The sequence below is a fragment of the Planomonospora antibiotica genome, assembly GCF_014647955.1.
Taxonomy (GTDB): Bacteria; Actinomycetota; Actinomycetes; order Streptosporangiales; family Streptosporangiaceae; genus Planomonospora; species Planomonospora parontospora.
The window spans coordinates 330,159-345,845 of record NZ_BMQE01000001.1 but is presented as its reverse complement, the minus strand read 5'-3'; the positions used below and the strand labels follow the sequence as shown (position 1 = coordinate 345,845).

At 72.6% G+C, this 15,687-nt stretch carries 14 protein-coding genes and 1 riboswitch; of the genes, 6 read left to right on the top strand and 8 right to left on the bottom strand.

The annotated features are described in order from the left end of the window. Positions 1 to 141 precede the first annotated feature (141 nt). The 5 genes from IEZ06_RS01560 to IEZ06_RS01540 all read right to left on the bottom strand — a co-directional run bounded on the left by IEZ06_RS01560 (position 142) and on the right by IEZ06_RS01540 (position 6,204). Complete coding sequence (locus IEZ06_RS01560; protein WP_189234821.1) at positions 142 to 648, bottom strand: C40 family peptidase; 507 nt, start codon at positions 646 to 648, stop codon at positions 142 to 144. A gap of 109 nt (positions 649 to 757) precedes the next feature. Further along, positions 758 to 916, bottom strand: a riboswitch (cyclic di-AMP (ydaO/yuaA leader). A gap of 402 nt (positions 917 to 1,318) precedes the next feature. After that, complete coding sequence (locus IEZ06_RS01555; RefSeq protein ID WP_229797699.1) at positions 1,319 to 2,305, bottom strand: C40 family peptidase; 987 nt, start codon at positions 2,303 to 2,305, stop codon at positions 1,319 to 1,321. 287 nt (positions 2,306 to 2,592) lie between these two features. After that, the gene (locus IEZ06_RS01550) at positions 2,593 to 3,915 is read right to left on the bottom strand and encodes an NYN domain-containing protein (protein ID WP_189234819.1); all 1,323 of its coding nucleotides are present in this window, start codon (positions 3,913 to 3,915) and stop codon (positions 2,593 to 2,595) included. 132 nt (positions 3,916 to 4,047) lie between these two features. Beyond that, positions 4,048 to 4,728: a response regulator transcription factor gene (locus IEZ06_RS01545; protein ID WP_268245569.1), complete on the bottom strand. Its 681-nt coding sequence runs from the start codon at positions 4,726 to 4,728 to the stop codon at positions 4,048 to 4,050. Positions 4,729 to 4,944: 216 nt separating this feature from the next. After that, complete coding sequence (locus tag IEZ06_RS01540; RefSeq protein ID WP_229797698.1) at positions 4,945 to 6,204, bottom strand: sensor histidine kinase; 1,260 nt, start codon at positions 6,202 to 6,204, stop codon at positions 4,945 to 4,947. Positions 6,205 to 6,450: 246 nt separating this feature from the next. Between IEZ06_RS01540 and IEZ06_RS01535 the strand changes: the two genes are divergently transcribed. Together IEZ06_RS01535 and IEZ06_RS01530 are read left to right on the top strand one after the other, a co-directional pair. Further along, a complete protein-coding gene (locus IEZ06_RS01535; protein WP_373293775.1) occupies positions 6,451 to 8,322 on the top strand; it encodes a DEDD exonuclease domain-containing protein in 1,872 nt (623 codons plus the stop codon). A gap of 44 nt (positions 8,323 to 8,366) precedes the next feature. Continuing rightward, positions 8,367 to 8,654 carry an Lrp/AsnC family transcriptional regulator gene (locus tag IEZ06_RS01530; RefSeq protein WP_068894257.1) on the top strand — a complete coding sequence of 96 codons (288 nt, stop codon included), beginning with the start codon at positions 8,367 to 8,369 and terminating at the stop codon, positions 8,652 to 8,654. Here IEZ06_RS01530 and IEZ06_RS01525 read toward each other — a convergent pair. The 3 genes from IEZ06_RS01525 to IEZ06_RS01515 form a co-directional block, all read right to left on the bottom strand. Then, positions 8,638 to 9,465 carry a sensor histidine kinase gene (locus IEZ06_RS01525; protein ID WP_189234817.1) on the bottom strand — a complete coding sequence of 276 codons (828 nt, stop codon included), beginning with the start codon at positions 9,463 to 9,465 and terminating at the stop codon, positions 8,638 to 8,640. The two genes, IEZ06_RS01530 and IEZ06_RS01525, sit on opposite strands and share 17 nt — an antisense overlap. Positions 9,466 to 9,651: 186 nt before the next feature. Then, positions 9,652 to 10,701, bottom strand: a complete 1,050-nt coding sequence (trpD, locus tag IEZ06_RS01520) for an anthranilate phosphoribosyltransferase (protein ID WP_189234816.1) — start codon at positions 10,699 to 10,701, stop codon at positions 9,652 to 9,654. A gap of 141 nt (positions 10,702 to 10,842) precedes the next feature. Then, on the bottom strand, positions 10,843 to 11,241 hold the full coding sequence (locus tag IEZ06_RS01515; RefSeq protein ID WP_189234908.1) for a DNA-binding transcriptional response regulator: 399 nt from the start codon (positions 11,239 to 11,241) through the stop codon (positions 10,843 to 10,845). 195 nt (positions 11,242 to 11,436) lie between these two features. On the opposite strand from IEZ06_RS01515, the gene ctaE reads away from it, so the two are divergent. Genes ctaE through qcrB form a run of 4 tightly spaced genes read left to right on the top strand, consistent with a single transcriptional unit; the run spans position 11,437 to position 15,650 of the window. Continuing rightward, positions 11,437 to 12,054, top strand: coding sequence for an aa3-type cytochrome oxidase subunit III (gene ctaE / locus IEZ06_RS01510; protein WP_189234815.1), 618 nt, complete (start codon positions 11,437 to 11,439; stop codon positions 12,052 to 12,054). Beyond that, positions 12,041 to 12,883 (top strand): cytochrome bc1 complex diheme cytochrome c subunit, encoded by an 843-nt coding sequence (gene qcrC / locus IEZ06_RS01505; protein ID WP_444544030.1) that lies wholly within the window; start codon positions 12,041 to 12,043, stop codon positions 12,881 to 12,883. Before ctaE ends, qcrC begins: the two co-directional genes overlap by 14 nt. Then, positions 12,880 to 13,992: a cytochrome bc1 complex Rieske iron-sulfur subunit gene (gene qcrA / locus IEZ06_RS01500; RefSeq protein ID WP_189234813.1), complete on the top strand. Its 1,113-nt coding sequence runs from the start codon at positions 12,880 to 12,882 to the stop codon at positions 13,990 to 13,992. Before qcrC ends, qcrA begins: the two co-directional genes overlap by 4 nt. Beyond that, entirely contained in the window at positions 13,989 to 15,650 is a 1,662-nt protein-coding gene (qcrB, locus tag IEZ06_RS01495) for a cytochrome bc1 complex cytochrome b subunit (protein ID WP_189234812.1), read from the top strand. The genes qcrA and qcrB overlap by 4 nt, the downstream gene beginning before the upstream one ends. Positions 15,651 to 15,687 lie beyond the last annotated feature (37 nt).

Sequence of the window (15,687 nt, the reverse complement as noted above, 5' to 3'; positions counted from 1 at the left end):
GGCCGCCGCGCCGACGACGCGGGGCGGCCCCTTGAAACCGCCGTCCCCGTGCCGGACGCGGAGCGGCCCCGACCGTCGCGGGGACGGGCGGGGCCGCTCACCTGCGCCTCCGGCGGCACACCCGCCGCCGGACCGGCCCGGTCAGACGCCGGGGCGGACCGCTCCGGCGAAGGAGGAGCGGTAGTAGTTCTTCAGCTTCACGATCCGGACCGTCCTGCCGCTGCTCGGCGCGTGGACCATCCTCCCCTTGCCGACGTAGATGCCGACGTGGCCCTTGCCGTAGAAGAAGAGCAGGTCACCGGGGCGCAGGCTGCGCCACGAGACCTTCTTCCTGACGGCGCGGTACTGGCTGTGCGTGATCCGCGGGAGCCGTACCCCCGCCTTGCGCCAGGAGTACTGCGCCAGGCCCGAGCAGTCGAACGCACGAGGACCGGTCCCGCCCCAGCGGTAGGGGGCGCCGACCTGCCGCTTGGCCACCGAGACGGCCTTCGCCGCCTTCGCCTTCTGCCGCGCGGCCTTGCTCAGCCTGGTGGCCGCCTTGGCACTCGCCCCGGTGAGGGGGGCACCGCTCACCTGGGTGACCGCGACGGCTCCGGCCTGTACCGCGGTCGCGCCGTTCGTCGCCGCCCGCGCCTGCGCGGAATTCATTCCGACCGCACCGGCCGACGCGGTCAGAGTGAGCACGAAACCGCCCACGGAAAGGCGAAAAAGGCGCGACGAACAGGGGTTCTGCAGGGTGGTAGACAGGATTTCTCCTTGGGACTTCCACTGATGCCTACCGGGTTAGCTGACGGATTCGGGCAGGGAAGACGCCCTACGGCACAACGGCGTGCCGATTCACCCCTGGCAATGGGATCATGCCTTTGGTTCCCCGGTTCCATGCCTCATGGCTGCATGGATTCGGCAGGTCACGACGGTGTCGGTGCTTCGCGTGACCGCTTGGATTATTCATCTGGACACGGCTTGAGAGGCCGGTGCACTGCGACGGCATGGCTTGCTCGTCGCGACGCCAGAAGTTACCCCGATCCCCAAACATCGGCAAAGACGCTGCCCCGTTCGAAGATCGGGGAGCCTCTTCTCTCTTTTCATAACCGCTGGATAACGGCGAGTCCACCACCGCGATATGACCCTCGTCACATTTGGAAATCCGCTGCCTGAACGTTGTCACTTCCGTAACTCCAGTCACAAGAGTGATGATCTTGACCGGATACGGAAGAGCCCGCGGGCACGGGGCTCGCGGGCTCAGGCGTCGCGGACGGGGCGGGACGGGATGGGACCGGACGGGACGGGACGGAGACGGAGACGGATGAGGGACGGATCAGGGACGGACCGCGCCCACCAGACGGCGGCCGTACGCCGACAGGTCGACGACCTTCACGACGTCGCCGGTCTGCGGGGCGTGGACGATCTGGCCGCCGCCGACGTACATGCTCACGTGTCCCAGACCCTCGCTGAAGATGAGGTCTCCGGGCTGGAGGTCGTCCAGGGAGACCCTGCGGCTCGCACCCCAGCTCCACTGCTCCCAGGTCGTCCGCGGGAGGCTGACGCCCCCGGCGCGCCAGGCGGCCTGCACCAAGCCGGAGCAGTCCCAGCCGCCGGGTCCCGTGCCGCCGTACTGGTACGGCTTGCCGACCTGGGCGAAGGCGAACTGGAGCGCCTCGCGGGCGCTCCCCGAGGCGGAACCGGTGTAGGTGATGCCGGGGCTGTTCGGATTGCCCGCCCGGTAGGCGCCGAGCTCGCGCAGGAGCTTGATCTGGGCCTTGACCATCTTGTCGGCCTTGGCCTTCTCCTCGGCCAGCTCGTCGCGGTACTCGTCGGCCTCCGCCAGGGCGGCCTTGGCCTTGTCCCGGTCGGTCCGCAGCGTCTTGGTGGCCTCGTCGAAGGCGTTGAGGGACTGGGCGCGCAGGGCCGACATCTGGTCCACCGCGGCCAGGCCGCTCAGCAGGTCGCTCGGGTCGGGCCTGGTGATCAGGCTCTCCCAGCCGGTCACCGTGCCCGCCTGGTAGCCGCTGACGGCCATCGCGACCAGCTCCCGGCGCAGCCCGGCGACCTTCGCGCTCTGCTTCTCCAGGGCGCCGTTGAGCGTCCGGTAGCGCGTGCGGGCCTTCTTCCACTTCTCGCCGGCCTGGTTGTACTTCTCAACGATCTTGTCGGCCTGGTCGTTGAGCTTCTCCAGCTTCTTCTTCGCCTCGGCGATCGTCGGCTTCGGATCGGCGAGCGCGTCGCCGGCCGGCAGCGCCGGCAGCAGGAACGCCACGAGAGCCAGTCCGGCCGCCACGGGCACCCGCCCATAACACTTCGGCATACCCGCCACGGCCACTACTACGCCCTCCCGCCGTAAAGACCTGGGGCGAATAGTACAGAATCAGTAAGGTCCAGCTCACCTTTTCGGTCGCTTCCCCGTCCTCCCGCTCCCGCCGGACGCTGCCGGGCGGAGATGGGGAGCGGCCCCCCGCGGGGGCGCGGGCGACAGGCCGGCGGGACGCGGGAGCGGTTCCGGGAAGGGCGGGCGACAGGCCGGCGGGACGCGGGAGCGGTTCCGGGGAGGACGGGCTCAGGCCGGCGGGACGCGGGAGGGGCTCCGCGGAGGGCTCAGGCGCGTCCGAGGCGTTTCAGCAGCAGTGCGGCGGGCACCGGCCGCGCCCCCATACGGCGGACCGACTCGGCCACCTCGCGGTCGGAGGAGACCACCGCGAGCGCCCGCCCGACGGGCTCGGCGCGGACCAGCTGGCGGATCAGGTCGTCGGCGATCTGCCCCGGCGCGCTGAACAGCACCCGGACCCCTCGCGGCGCCGACACCGGGACCGGCCCGTCCAGCTCGGCGCCGTCGAAGACGCAGGTCAGCTCGGTCCGGGTCTGCGCGTACAGCGCACCGAGCCCGGTCAGCAGGCGGTTGCGCTGGTCGGCCAGGGTGAGCGTGCCGTAACCGGTCTTGGTCACGTTGTAGCCGTCCACGATCAGATGGATCTGCGGCAGCGCGAGCAACTGGTCGAGCAGAGCGGGGTCGTCGTCGGCGAGCGCCCGGGCGGGGACCGCCCGGACCCCCGGCCTGCCGGGGGCGACCGAGGCGACGGAGTCGGCCGGCCGATTGATGCCCGAGGGCAGCGCCAGCTCCCTGCGCAGCCCGGCCGCGGCGTCCGCGAGCGCGTCGAGCAGCACGCGGACCTTGGTGTCCTCCTCGCTGCGGCCTTCGCGGGCGGCCCGGCGGGCGGCCTCCAGCTGCCGCTCGGAGTCGGACAGGCGCTCCCGCAGGCGGCGCAGCTCGCTCTCCCCCGCGCTGCCCGCCGCCGCGGCGGCGGCCCTGGCCTCCTGCGCGGCCTCCTCCATCGCCGCGGCGTGCGCCTCGGCCGCCCTGGCCCGCTCCCGGGCCGCGTGCAGCTTGTGCCGCAGGTCGGAGACCTCCGCGCGGGCGGCCTTGAGCTGCTCGCGCAGCCGCTCTGCCTCCTCCCTGGCGGCGGTCTTCTGCGCGGCCAGCTGCTCGCGCAGCCGGGTGACCGCCTGCTCCTGCGCCGAGCCCTCCGCGACGGCCGCCGAGCGCTCCAGATCGGCGCGGGCGGTCTCCACCATCTCCACCCAGCCGGGCGGCCTGGTCAGATAGGCCGCGGCGGCGACCAGGACGGGCTCGGCGGCCGGGGGCACGACACCCTCCGCCAGCCCGGCGACCAGCTCGGGCAGGCTCGCCGCCAGGACCTCGGCGACGGCCTCCCGGAACTCCTTGTCCGTCTCCAGCTGCGCCGCGATCGGCGTGCCGCCCAGCCGGGCCCGCTTGCGCGGCTCGAACCTGGCGATGTTGCGCAGCGGCGGCGGCACCGCGGCGGCGGGCATGGACCCCAGGACCTGCGACGCCAGGTCCACGACGTGTGAGCGGACCTGCTCGGGCAGCGGACGAGACAGGCCCTCTCCGGCTGAACTCATCAACGGCCCCTACTCGGATCGGTCTATCCGTCAAGGGTACGGCCCTCCCACCCCGCCCCCGACACGGTGGGACACCGGCCGCGGCTTCCGTCCGGCGGGCGGCCCGCCGCCGTACGGCACGGCGGGGACCGGCTAACCGAGGTGCCCGGCGTCCTGGACGGTCAGCGCGATCTGGACGCGGTTGTTCAGCCCCAGCTTGGCCAGGATCCGGGAGACGTGGGCCTTGACCGTCGCCACGCTCATGTACAGCTCGGCGGCGATCTCCGCGTTCGACCTCCCCCTGCCGACCGCGAGCGCGACCTCCCGCTCCCGGTCGCTGAGCCCGGACAGCAGCCCCAGCGCCCGCTCGCGGCGCGCACCGGCGCCGTCGTCGGCGACGTGCGCGATGAGCTGGCGGGTCACCGCGGGCGAGAGGATGGGCTCGCCCGCCCCGACCCGGCGGATCGCGGCCACCAGGTCGGCCGGCGGGATGTCCTTGAGCAGGAAGCCGGCCGCTCCGGCCCGCAGCGCCCGCAGCACCTGGGCGTCGGCGTGGAACGTCGTCAGGACGACCACCTCGGGCGCCGGGGCGACGGCGCGCAGCCGCTCGGTCGCGGTCAGGCCGTCCACCCGGGGCATGCGGATGTCCATCAGCACCACGTCGGGCCGGTGACGGGCCACCAGGACCGGCACCTCGTCCCCGTCCGCGCCCTCCCCCACGACGGCGATGTCACCGGAACCGCCGAGGATCATCGCGAGACCCGCCCGGACGAGGGCGTCGTCGTCCACGATCAGCACCCGGATCACCGGGCGCGGCGCCTCCCCGCCGGTCACGCCACCAGGGCCGACCGGAGCGCCCGGACCGCTCCTGACATCGTCCGCGCCGCCCGGACCGACCGGACCGCCGCCCGTACCACCCGTACCGTCCCCGCCACCGCCCGGACCGCTCCTGACGCCGTTCGCGCCGTTCGCGGCATCCGTATCATCCGTATCGCTCATATCACCCGTATCATCCATGCTCTCCCGCACCGTCCACACCGTCCACGCCGCTCATTCCGGCCACGGCAGCCACGCGCCGAGCCGGAACCGGCCGTCGGGCGCCGGGCCGTACTCCAGGCGGCCTCCCATGAGCTCGGCGCGCTCGGTGAGCCCGATCAGCCCGGTGCCGCTGCCCGGCATGGACCGGCCGCCCGTCACGGGATTGACGACCTCGACGGTGAGCCCCTCGCCGGGCCCGCCCGCCACGGTGAGCCCCACCGGCGCGGCGGCGGCGTGCTTGCGCGCGTTGGTCAGCCCTTCCTGCGCGATCCGGTAGGCGTTGCGGCCGAGTCCCGCGGGGACCCCGGACGGGTCGCCGACCCGCAGGTCGAGCTCCACCTCCGTGCCCGCCAGCCGGGACTCCTCCACCAGGTCCGCCAGGTCCGCCAGGGTGGGCTGGGGCCGGTCCGGCCGGTCGGACGCGGCCTCCCCGGCGGTCGCGGAGCCGCCGCCGTCCTCCGGGTCCCCGGAGCCGAGCCGGAGCACGCCGATGACCTCGCGCAGGTCCTGGAGCGCCTGGTGCGCGCCCGAGCGGATCACCTCCGCCGCCCTGGCCACGTCCTGCGGCGGCATGTCCGGCCGGTACTCCAGGGCACCCGCGTGCACGCTGAGCAGGGAGAGCCGGTGGGCGAGCACGTCGTGCATCTCCCGGGCGATCCTCTCGCGCTCCAGCCGCCTGGCCCGCGTCACCTGGAACGCCGCCTCCACCTCGGCCCGCTCCGCCCGGTCGCGCAGGGAGAGCACGAGCTGCCGGCGCGCCCGCACGAACATCCCCCAGCCCACCACGACCAGCAGGACCAGCACCGACACCAGCATCTCCATGGCGTAGGGCATCGTGGGGTCGGGCCACAGCTCCAGGTAGACCGGGAGCGTCAGCAGGTTCACCCCCACCACCAGCGCCATGGGGCGGAACGGCCGGTGCACCACCACCGTGAACAGCGCCACCAGGGCGGGCACGCTCGCCATGTTGGAGACGGTCGCGACGAGGGCGAGCACGAGGGCGAGACCCACCGGCCAGCGCCGGCGCAGCCACACCGCGACGCACGCGAGCGCGCCCACCACCTGGTCGATCGCGCGGATCGGTTCGGCGGCGCCGACCAGGCCGTGCACCTCGTCCGCGGTGATCAGACCCAGACCGGCGGAGAGCAGGAAGACGGTGATGTCCACGATCCAGTCGCGGGTCGAGCGCCGGACCGCCGACCGCCTCCCCTCCGGGGCGTCCTGCAGGGTCGCGGGCAGCAACCACCGGTACTCCAGCGCGTGCTCGGTCACATGTCATGACATTACGACCGGAGGAGGCGTCCCGGGAACCGACCAAAGTCGATGCCGTGCCGCTTCCGCCCGCTCTCCGCGCGGGCCGCCGTCCGCTCTCCGGCCGGGCGGGGTCCGCTCGCCGAGCCTCGGGTCCGCTCTCCGGCCGGGCGGGGTCCGCTCGCCGAGCCTCGGGTCCGCTCTCCGGCCGGGCGGGGTCCGCTCGCCCGCCGGAGCCTCCGGCGCCGAATGTCGGTCGGGGCTCCTATGGTCGTGACCGTGGAACATGCCGTGCAGGGAACGCTGGACGAGCTGGGCACCCCGCTCAGCCAGATCACCTTCGTGGTCTTCGACCTGGAGACCACGGGCGTCTCGGCGGGCGAGCACGCGATCACCGAGATCGGCGCCGTCAAGGTCCGGGGCGGGCAGGTGCTGGGCGAGTTCGCCACCCTGGTCGACCCCGGGACTCCGATCCCGCCGTTCATCTCGGTGCTGACCGGCATCACCGACGCCATGGTCGCGCAGGCCCCCCGGATCGAGTCCGTGCTCCCCTCCTTCCTGGAGTTCGCCGCGGGCTCCACCCTGGTGGCGCACAACGCGGGCTTCGACGTCGGGTTCGTCAAGGCCGCCTGCGCCGCCTTCGGATACCCCCCGCCCGCCCATCCCGTCGTCGACACCGTCACCCTCGCCCGCAGACTGCTGACCCGCGACGAGGCGCCCAACTGCAAGCTGGCCACGCTGGCTCGGCTCTTCAGCTCGACCGAGCCCTGCCACCGCGCCCTCTCCGACGCCCGCGCCACGGTGGACGTGCTGCACGCGCTCATCGAGCGGGCGGGCTCCTTCGGCGTGCACACCCTGGAGGAGCTCAAGGGCTTCACCCGCGCGCCCACGCCGGAGCAGCGCCGCAAACGGCACCTGGCGGAGGCGGTCCCCGCCGCGCCGGGCGTCTACGTCTTCGAGGACGAGCGCGGCGACGCACTCTACGTCGGCAAGAGCGTCAACCTCCGCACCCGGGTGCGGAGCTACTTCACCGCGAGCGAGACCCGCCCCCGGATCCGGGAGATGGTCGGCATCGCCGCGCGGGTCCGGCCGATCGTCTGCGCGACCCCGCTGGAGGCCGAGGTGCGGGAGCTGCGGCTGATCGGCGCGGCCAAGCCCCGCTACAACCGCAGGTCCCGCTTCCCGGAGAAGGTCGTCTGGCTCAAGCTCACCGACGAGCCCTTCCCCCGCCTGTCGGTCGTCCGCGAGGTCAAGGACGACCGGGCCGCCTACCTGGGCCCGTTCACCAGTGTCCGCGCCGCCGACGACGCCCGCACCACGCTGCACGAGGCGGTGCCGCTCCGTCAGTGCACCGAGCGGCTCTCCCCGCGCAGGGGCCGTCCCGCGTGCGCGCTGGCCGGGATCGGCAGGTGCGGCGCGCCCTGCGAGGGCCGCCAGAGCCCCGAGGAGTACGGCCGGCACGCCGCAGCCGCCCGCCGGGCCATGGAGGTGGACGCCTCCCCGGTCTTCACCGCGGTCGAGGCGAGGATGGCGCGACTGGCCCTGGAGGAGCGCTACGAGGAGGCCGCCGCCGACCGCGACCGGCTCGCCGCCTACGTCCGCGCCTCGGCCCGCATGCAGCGGCTCCGGTCGCTGACCTCGATCCCGCAGCTGGTGGCCGCCGCCCCCGCCGCGGGCGGCGGCTGGGAGATCCACGTCGTCCGGTACGGCCGCCTGGCCTCGGCCGGGGTGATGCCCGCGGGCGCCCATCCGGCGCCGTTCGTGGACGCGCTGACGGCCACCGCCGAGACCGTCGTGCCCGGCCCCGGGCCCACCCCCGCGGCCGGTGCGGAGGAGACCGAGTGCGTGCTGCGCTGGCTGGAGGGACCGGGTGTGCGGCTGGTCCGGATCGAGGACGGAGCCGGGGGCCTCGCAGGGGGACCGGCGCAGAGCGGGGAGGACGGAGCGGAGAGCGGGACGGGGAGCGACCGGAAGGGCGCGGCGAGCGGCCGGGAGGGAACGGCGAGCGGGACCGGCCCCGGGTGGAGCCTGCCGATCACCGGATCGGCCCGCCTGATGGCGCGGCTCGAGCGGGCCTACCGGGCCGGGCCGGAGCCGGGGGAAGCGCACCGGCGGCGCGAGGGCCGGCCGCTGCGCTGATAACTTCGGCACCAGACAAGCCGTACTCAACGAGGAGGAAGCTCGTGGTCACCGCGATCGTGCACATCAACGCCGAGGTGGACAGGATCCCCGAGGTCGCCCAGACGATCGCCGAGATCGACGGGGTGAGCGAGGTCTACTCCATCACCGGCGAATACGACCTGCTGGTCATGGTCCGCGTCGCGGCCTACGAGGAGATCGCCGAGGTCGTCCCCGGCCGGATCAACAAGGTGGACGGGGTGCTGCACACCGAGACGCACATCGCCTTCCGCGCCTACTCCCGGCACGACCTCGAAGCGGCCTTCTCCATCGGCCTCAACGAGGCGGACTGACCGCCGCCCAGGGCGGGTAGGTCGCCCGGGCGTCCACCGTGGGCAGCCGGGCCCGGAGCTCGGACCCGCCCTCCTCCAGGGACACGGTCTCCAGCGTCCCGCCGAACAGCGTGACGCGCTCCCTGATCCCGACCAGGGCCGGTCCCGCGGTGTCCGCGATCCCCGTGCCCGCCCCGGGGCCGGCCCGCCCGTCGTCGCGGACCAGGAGGTCCAGAAAGCCCGGCCGCCAGCGCAGCGTCACGCAGGCCGACCGGGCCCCGGTGTGCCGCAGCGTGTTGCCCAGCGCCTCCTGGACGATCCGGTAGGCCGACAGCTCCAGGGCCGGGCCGATCTCGACGGGCCTGCCGTCCTCGACCACGTCCACCGAGAGCCCCTCGGTGCGCACCCGGGCCAGCAGGTCGGCGAGGTCGGCCAGCCGGGGCTGGGGCGCCCTGGTCCGCACCCCGCCCTCGGCGCCCTCGGCGCGCAGCAGTCCCAGCGCGCGCTGCAGCTCGGCGAGCGCCTGGCGGCCGGACTCCTCGGCCGCCCAGAGCGTCTCCCGTGCCCGGGCCGGATCCTTGTCCATGATCATTCGTCCCGCGCCGACGCCGAGCGTCATCATGCTGACCCCGTGGGCGACCACGTCGTGCAGTTCGTGGGCGATGCGCGCCCGCTCCCGGGTCAGGGCGGCGCGGGCCAGGGCGTCCCGCTGACCGGCCCGCTCGGCCTGCTCGTCCCGGAGCCGCCGGGCCAGGCGCCGGCGGTCGCGGGCGAGCCACGCCGCCGCCGCGGCGAGGACGACCACCGCGGACAGGGACAGGAGTCCGCTCACCGGGTCCCCTCGGGCGCGGGGATCCCGGGCCCGGGCCACGGGGAGACGGAGATCGGCAGGTCGGCACGGAACATGACGGGCAATGTACGGCCTCCGCCGGAGGCCCCGCGTCCCCTCGCAGACGGATGCCCCGTCCTCCCCCGAGGTGAGTGCCCGCCGGCTCCCGTCAGAGCCGCGGCTCCGCCGTCACCGGCCCGGCCGCAGGGACCCGCTGACCTCGATCCAGCGGGAGAGGGCGGCGGCGGCGGCTCCGGAGTCCACGGCCTCGGCGGCCCGGGTGTGCGCCGCGGCCATCGCGGCGTCCAGGTCGTCGCCCGCGCCGTCCAGCGCGACCAGCGCGGCGGCGGCGTTGAGCAGCACCGCGTCGCGCACCGGCCCGGTCCTGCCGCCGAGGAGGTCGTGTACGGCCTGCGCGTTGAAGGCCACGTCCCCGCCGCGCAGCGCGTCCGCCCCGGCCCGGGGGATGCCGAGCACGGCCGGGTCGAAGACGGTCTGCGTGGCGACGCCGTCCCGGACGATCCAGACCGTGGAGGTGGTGGCGATGGTGAGCTCGTCGAGTCCGTCGTCGCCCCGGAAGACCAGGGCCGAGACGCCCCGCTCGGCGAAGACCCCGGCCACGACCGGGAGCATGCGCGCGTCGTAGACCCCGATCGCCTGGGCGGCCGGACGGGCCGGGTTGGTCAGCGGGCCGAGGAAGTTGAAGACCGTCGGCACGCCGAGCTCCTTCCGCGGCGGGCCGGTGAAACGGAACGCGGGGTGGTAGACCGGCGCGAAACAGAAGGCGATGCCCGCCTCCGCGGCGACCCTGGCGGTGTCCGCCGGGGCCAGGTCGAGCACCACGCCGAGGTGCTCCAGCACGTCGGCGGCCCCGCAGGAGGAGGAGGCCGCGCGGTTGCCGTGCTTGACCACCCTCGCGCCGGCCGCGGCGGCCACGATCGCCGCCATGGTGGAGACGTTCACCGTGTGCGCCTGGTCTCCGCCGGTGCCGACGATGTCCACGACCGGGCCGTCGACCGAGAGCGGGGTGGCCAGCTCCAGCATCGTGCGGGCCATGCCGGTCACCTCCGAGACCGTCTCGCCCTTGGCGCGCAGCGCCACGGCGAAACCGGCGATCTGCGCGGGGGTCGCCGAACCGGACATGATCTCTTTCATCGCCCAGGCGGTCTCGTCCGCCGTCAGGTGCTCACCCGCGAGCAGGGCCGACAGCAGCGCGGGCCAGGTGGTGCGCGCGTCCATGAGGGTCTCCAGAGTGGTCTACCGGTCGTGCAACGGCGGTCGGGGTTGCGGCGGAGAACCGGGCCGGCCGCTCCGGCGCCGGCCCGGTGGGGGCGGCCGCAGCGGCCTCTCCGTGTCTCCCGGGCGTCGCCCGGGTGTCTCCTAGCGCGCGGGCAGGCGGGTGGAGAGCCGGCGGCGCATCAGGTCGGCGACGGTGTCGGCCAGCACCACGGGGTCGATCGGCTGGGGCACGACGGCCTCGGCGCGCGACCACTCGGCCAGCCAGCGGTCGTCGCGGCGGGCGATCAGCAGGCAGATCGGCGGGCAGTCGTGGACCTCGTCCTTGGCCTGCCGGGCGACGCCCATGCCCCCGGCCGGCTTGGCCTCGCCGTCGAGCACCGCGACGTCGATGACGCCCGAGTCGAAGTGCTGGACGACCTTCGCGTGGGTGGCGCACTCCACGATCTCCACGAGGGGCACGTCGGCGGCGGGGCGGCGGCCGATCGCCTCGCGCACCCTCTGCCGGGTGCTTGCGTCGTCGCTGTAGACGAGGACCCTCATCTTGTCGTCGGTGCTCAAGGTCGCGCTCACTATCCCTTGTCGATGTATGGTCACCTGGGATGCTACCGGTCGGCCCGCCCGGAGACCCAGACCGGAGACAACAGGGCGCGGATTGCCCCTTACGTCCCGATTAAAGGGACGTTTACCCCCCCTACCGGGGGGCCGTGCGGCGACCCGACCAGGGGAGCCGCAATAATGCTGCCCGTGGCGACAGCATCCGCAATCTCAACGACGACGACAGCACACTCGTCCAACAGACCTGACCTGGTCAGCGTCGGGACGATCGTCTGGCTGTCCTCCGAGCTCATGTTCTTCGCGGCGCTGTTCGCGATGTACTTCACCATCCGGTCGGTGAGCCTCGGCCAGGGCATGCCCTGGCCCGAGGCCCACCTCAACGTCCCGTTCGCGTTGGCCAACACGATCATCCTGGTCCTGTCGAGTGTGACCTGCCAGCTGGGCGTGTGGGCCGCCGAGAAGGGCCAGGTCGCCAAGCTGCGCTTCTGGTACATCGTCAGCTTCCTGATGGGCGCCGTCTTCGTCGCCGGTCAGCTGTACGAGTACAGCCAGCTGGTCCACGAGGGTCACACCCTGTCGCACAGCGCGTACGACTCGGTGTTCTACCTGACCACGGGCTTCCACGGCCTCCACGTGACCGGTGGACTGATCGCGTTCCTGTTCATGCTGGGACGCACGTACGCCGCGAAGCGCTTCACCCGTGAGCAGGCGACCAGCGCGATCGTCGTGTCCTACTACTGGCACTTCGTCGACGTGGTCTGGATCGGCCTTTTCGTGACCATCTATGGCATCCATTAAGGAATCGGGGATCTCTGTGAATAGGATCACCGCTGGGCGGCGGCATCCCCTCGCGAGATACGCCGTCCTGCTTCTGGCCTTGGGGCTGCTGGGGTTCACCTACACCCTGGCGGCCCCGACGAGCGAGCGGGCCGACGCGGCCATCGCCTCCGGCAAGGCCGACGACGTGGCGGAGGGCAAGAAGCTCTTCGAGCAGAGCTGCTCCAGCTGCCACGGCCTCAACGCCGAAGGCGTCGAGGACCGCGGCCCCAGCCTGGTGGGCGTGGGCGCCGCCTCCGTGGACTTCCAGGTCAGCAGCGGCCGCATGCCCCTGGCCAACCCCGGAGCGCAGGCCCCGCGCAAGCAGCCCGCACCGTGGGTGAACGACGACACGGTCCGGCAGCTCGCCGCCTACGTCCAGTCGCTCGGCGGCGGCCCGACCATCCCGACGGCCGAGCAGGTCGACGCCTCCAAGGGCGACAAGGCCAAGGGCGGTGAGCTCTTCCGCGCCAACTGCATCCAGTGCCACAACTTCACCGGCGAGGGCGGCGCGCTGACCCAGGGCAAGTACGCGCCTCCGCTCTACCCGGCCAGTGAGAAGCAGATCTACGAGGCCATGATCACCGGCCCGCAGGCCATGCCGGTGTTCAACGACAGCATCATCACCCCCGAGCAGAAGCGGGACATGATCGCCTACATCGTGGGCGTGCGCGAGCAGAAGGACCCGGGTGGCGCCGACCTCGGCCGCATCGGCCCCGTCACCGAGGGCCTGGTCGCCTGGATCGTGGGCCTCAGCCTTCTCTCGCTGGCCGCTATCTGGATCACCGCGAAGAGGCGACAGGCCCAATGACAGACAACAATCACGACATCGAGCAGCCGGGTGAGCGCGTTCCCAAGCGCGTCATCGGCACGCCCTCGCACGCCGCCACCGGCACGCCGCTGCTCGGCGCCGAGGAGCGCACCGGCCCCGCCGAGGTCCCCGGCGTGAACCTGCAGGACGAGGCGACGGCGAAGAAGGGCGAGCGGATCGCCGCCCTCTGCTTCCTCCTCGCCTTCCTGGCGGGCATCGCGTTCATCGTCTCCTACGTGGCCTTCCAGGTCGGCGACCTGGACAGCGCGGCGACCTCGAACCTGGCCCTGGGCAGCTCGCTCACGGTGGCGCTGCTGGCCCTGGCCTCGGGCATCGTGGTCTGGGTCCGCATGGTCATGCCCAAGTACAAGCTCGTCCAGGAGCGCCACGAGATGGCCTCCGACGGCGAGACCCGGGCGTACGTCGGCGAGACCTTCCTGCAGGGCGCGGCCGAGAGCGGCATCACCAAGCGGCCGCTGCTGCGCCGTACGCTGCTGGCCGCCGCGGCCCCGCTGGGCCTGGCCCCGCTGGTGCTGCTGAAGGACCTCGGCCCGCACGAGTACGCCGACTTCCCGAAGAAGCTGCGGCACACCGTCTGGGGCGAGAAGACCAAGGAGGGCAAGCAGCGCAGGCTCGTCGTCGAGGGCACCGGCGCGCCGATCCGCGCGGCGGACTTCAACTCCCCCGGCGGCATCCTGTCGGTGGTCCCCGAGGGCTACGAGCACGATCTGAACGAGCTGGCCAAGTCCACGCTCATCCTGATCAAGTTCCGTCCCGAGGAGCTCAAGTCCGGCACCAACCGCAATTGGGCACCGGACGGGATCGTCGCATACTCTAAAATCTGCACGCACGTCGGCTGCCCCGCTGCACTGTACGAGCAGACCACGCACCACATCCTGTGCCCGTGCCACCAGTCGACCTTCGACGCAGCCGACGGCGCCAAGGTCGTCTTCGGTCCGGCCGCCCGGCCTCTGCCCCAGCTGCCCATCGCGGTGGACGGCGAGGGCTACCTCGTCGCCACCGGGGACTTCCCGGTCCCGCCGGGGCCGAGCTTCTGGGAACGCGGCGACGCCGAGGCCGAAGCCCGTGAGAAGGGAGGCCAGTCGTGAGTGACGGAACCGTCCCGAAGCCCATCGCCGGCACCAGCTCGTTCCTCGACGACCGGCTGGGCGCCGGGAACTTCATGCGGCGCAACCTCCGCAAGGTGTTCCCGGACCACTGGTCGTTCCTGCTGGGCGAGATCGCGCTCTACTCGTTCATCGTCCTGCTGCTGACCGGCACGTTCCTGACGTTCTTCTTCAAGCCGAGCATGGAGCACGTGATCTACGAGGGCTCCTACGCCCCGCTCCAGGGCATCGGCATGTCGGCGGCGTACGCCTCGACGCTGGAGATCAGCTTCGACGTCCGCGGCGGCCTGCTCATGCGGCAGATGCACCACTGGGCGGCGCTGCTGTTCGTGGCCGGCATGATGGTCCACATGCTCCGCGTGTTCTTCACCGGGGCCTACCGCAAGCCGCGCGAGCTGAACTGGCTGATCGGCGTCGGCCTGCTGACCCTGGCCCTGCTGGAGGGCCTGACCGGCTACTCCCTCCCCGACGACCTGCTCTCCGGCGCCGGTCTGCGGATCACCGAGGGCGTGGCCATCTCGCTGCCGCTGGTCGGCACCTGGATCACGTTCTTCCTGTTCGGCGGCGAATATCCGGGCGAGGACGTCATCTCCCGGTTCTACTCGCTGCACATCCTGCTCATCCCGGGCATCCTGCTGGGCCTGATCTCCGCCCACATGATCCTCATGTGGGTGCAGAAGCACACCCAGATGCCGGGCAAGGGCCGGACGAACAAGAACGTGGTGGGCGCACCGTTCTACCCGGCCTTCATGGCCAAGGCCGGCGCCTACTTCATGTTCACCTTCGGCGTCATCGCCCTGCTGGGGACCTTCGCCCAGATCAACCCGATCTGGCTGTTCGGCCCCTACACGCCGGCGGACATCTCGGCGGGTTCGCAGCCCGACTTCTACATGGGCTTCCTGGAGGGCGCGCTGCGCCTGATGCCCTCGTGGGAGATCAACCTGTTCGGGCAGGGCGGCGGCACGCTCCCGCTGAGCGTGCTGATCCCGGCGCTGGTCCCGATGGGCATCATCATGACGGGCCTGGCGGTCTACCCGTTCGTCGAACGCTGGATCACCGGCGACAACCGCGAGCACCACGTCGTGGACCGTCCCCGCAACAACCCGCACCGCACCGCGATCGGCATCTCCGCGATGACGTTCTACGGCGTGCTGTGGCTGCTGGGCGCGAACGACGAGCTCTCCTGGGTCCTGCACGTCTCGCTGAACTGGACCACCTACGTGGGCCGGGTCCTGGTCTTCGTGGCCCCGGTGATCGCCTACGTGGTCACCTACCGCATCTGCCTCGGCCTGCAGCGCAAGGACGCGGCGATCATCGGGCACGGCGTGGAGTCGGGCGTCATCAAGCGCCTGCCCCACGGCGAGTACATCGAGGTCCACGTGCCCCCGTCGCAGGACATCGAGGCGCACATGCGCGGCAAGGGGGCGGTCCCGACCCTTCCGGGCGCGGGGAACGGCTCCGACGGCGTCCCGCCGAAGGCCCTGCGCGGCCCGATCGGCAGGCTCCGGGCCAAGATGAGCGCCGCCTACGGCGGTGAGAAGATCCCGCTGGACGACGGTCACGGTGACGGCCACGGTCACGGTCACGACGACCACGCGGCCGTCGGCACCGGTGGGGACGACAAGCCCGCCGTCCACTGACGGACCGGCGGCACAGCGGAAGAAGAGGGCCCGGGCG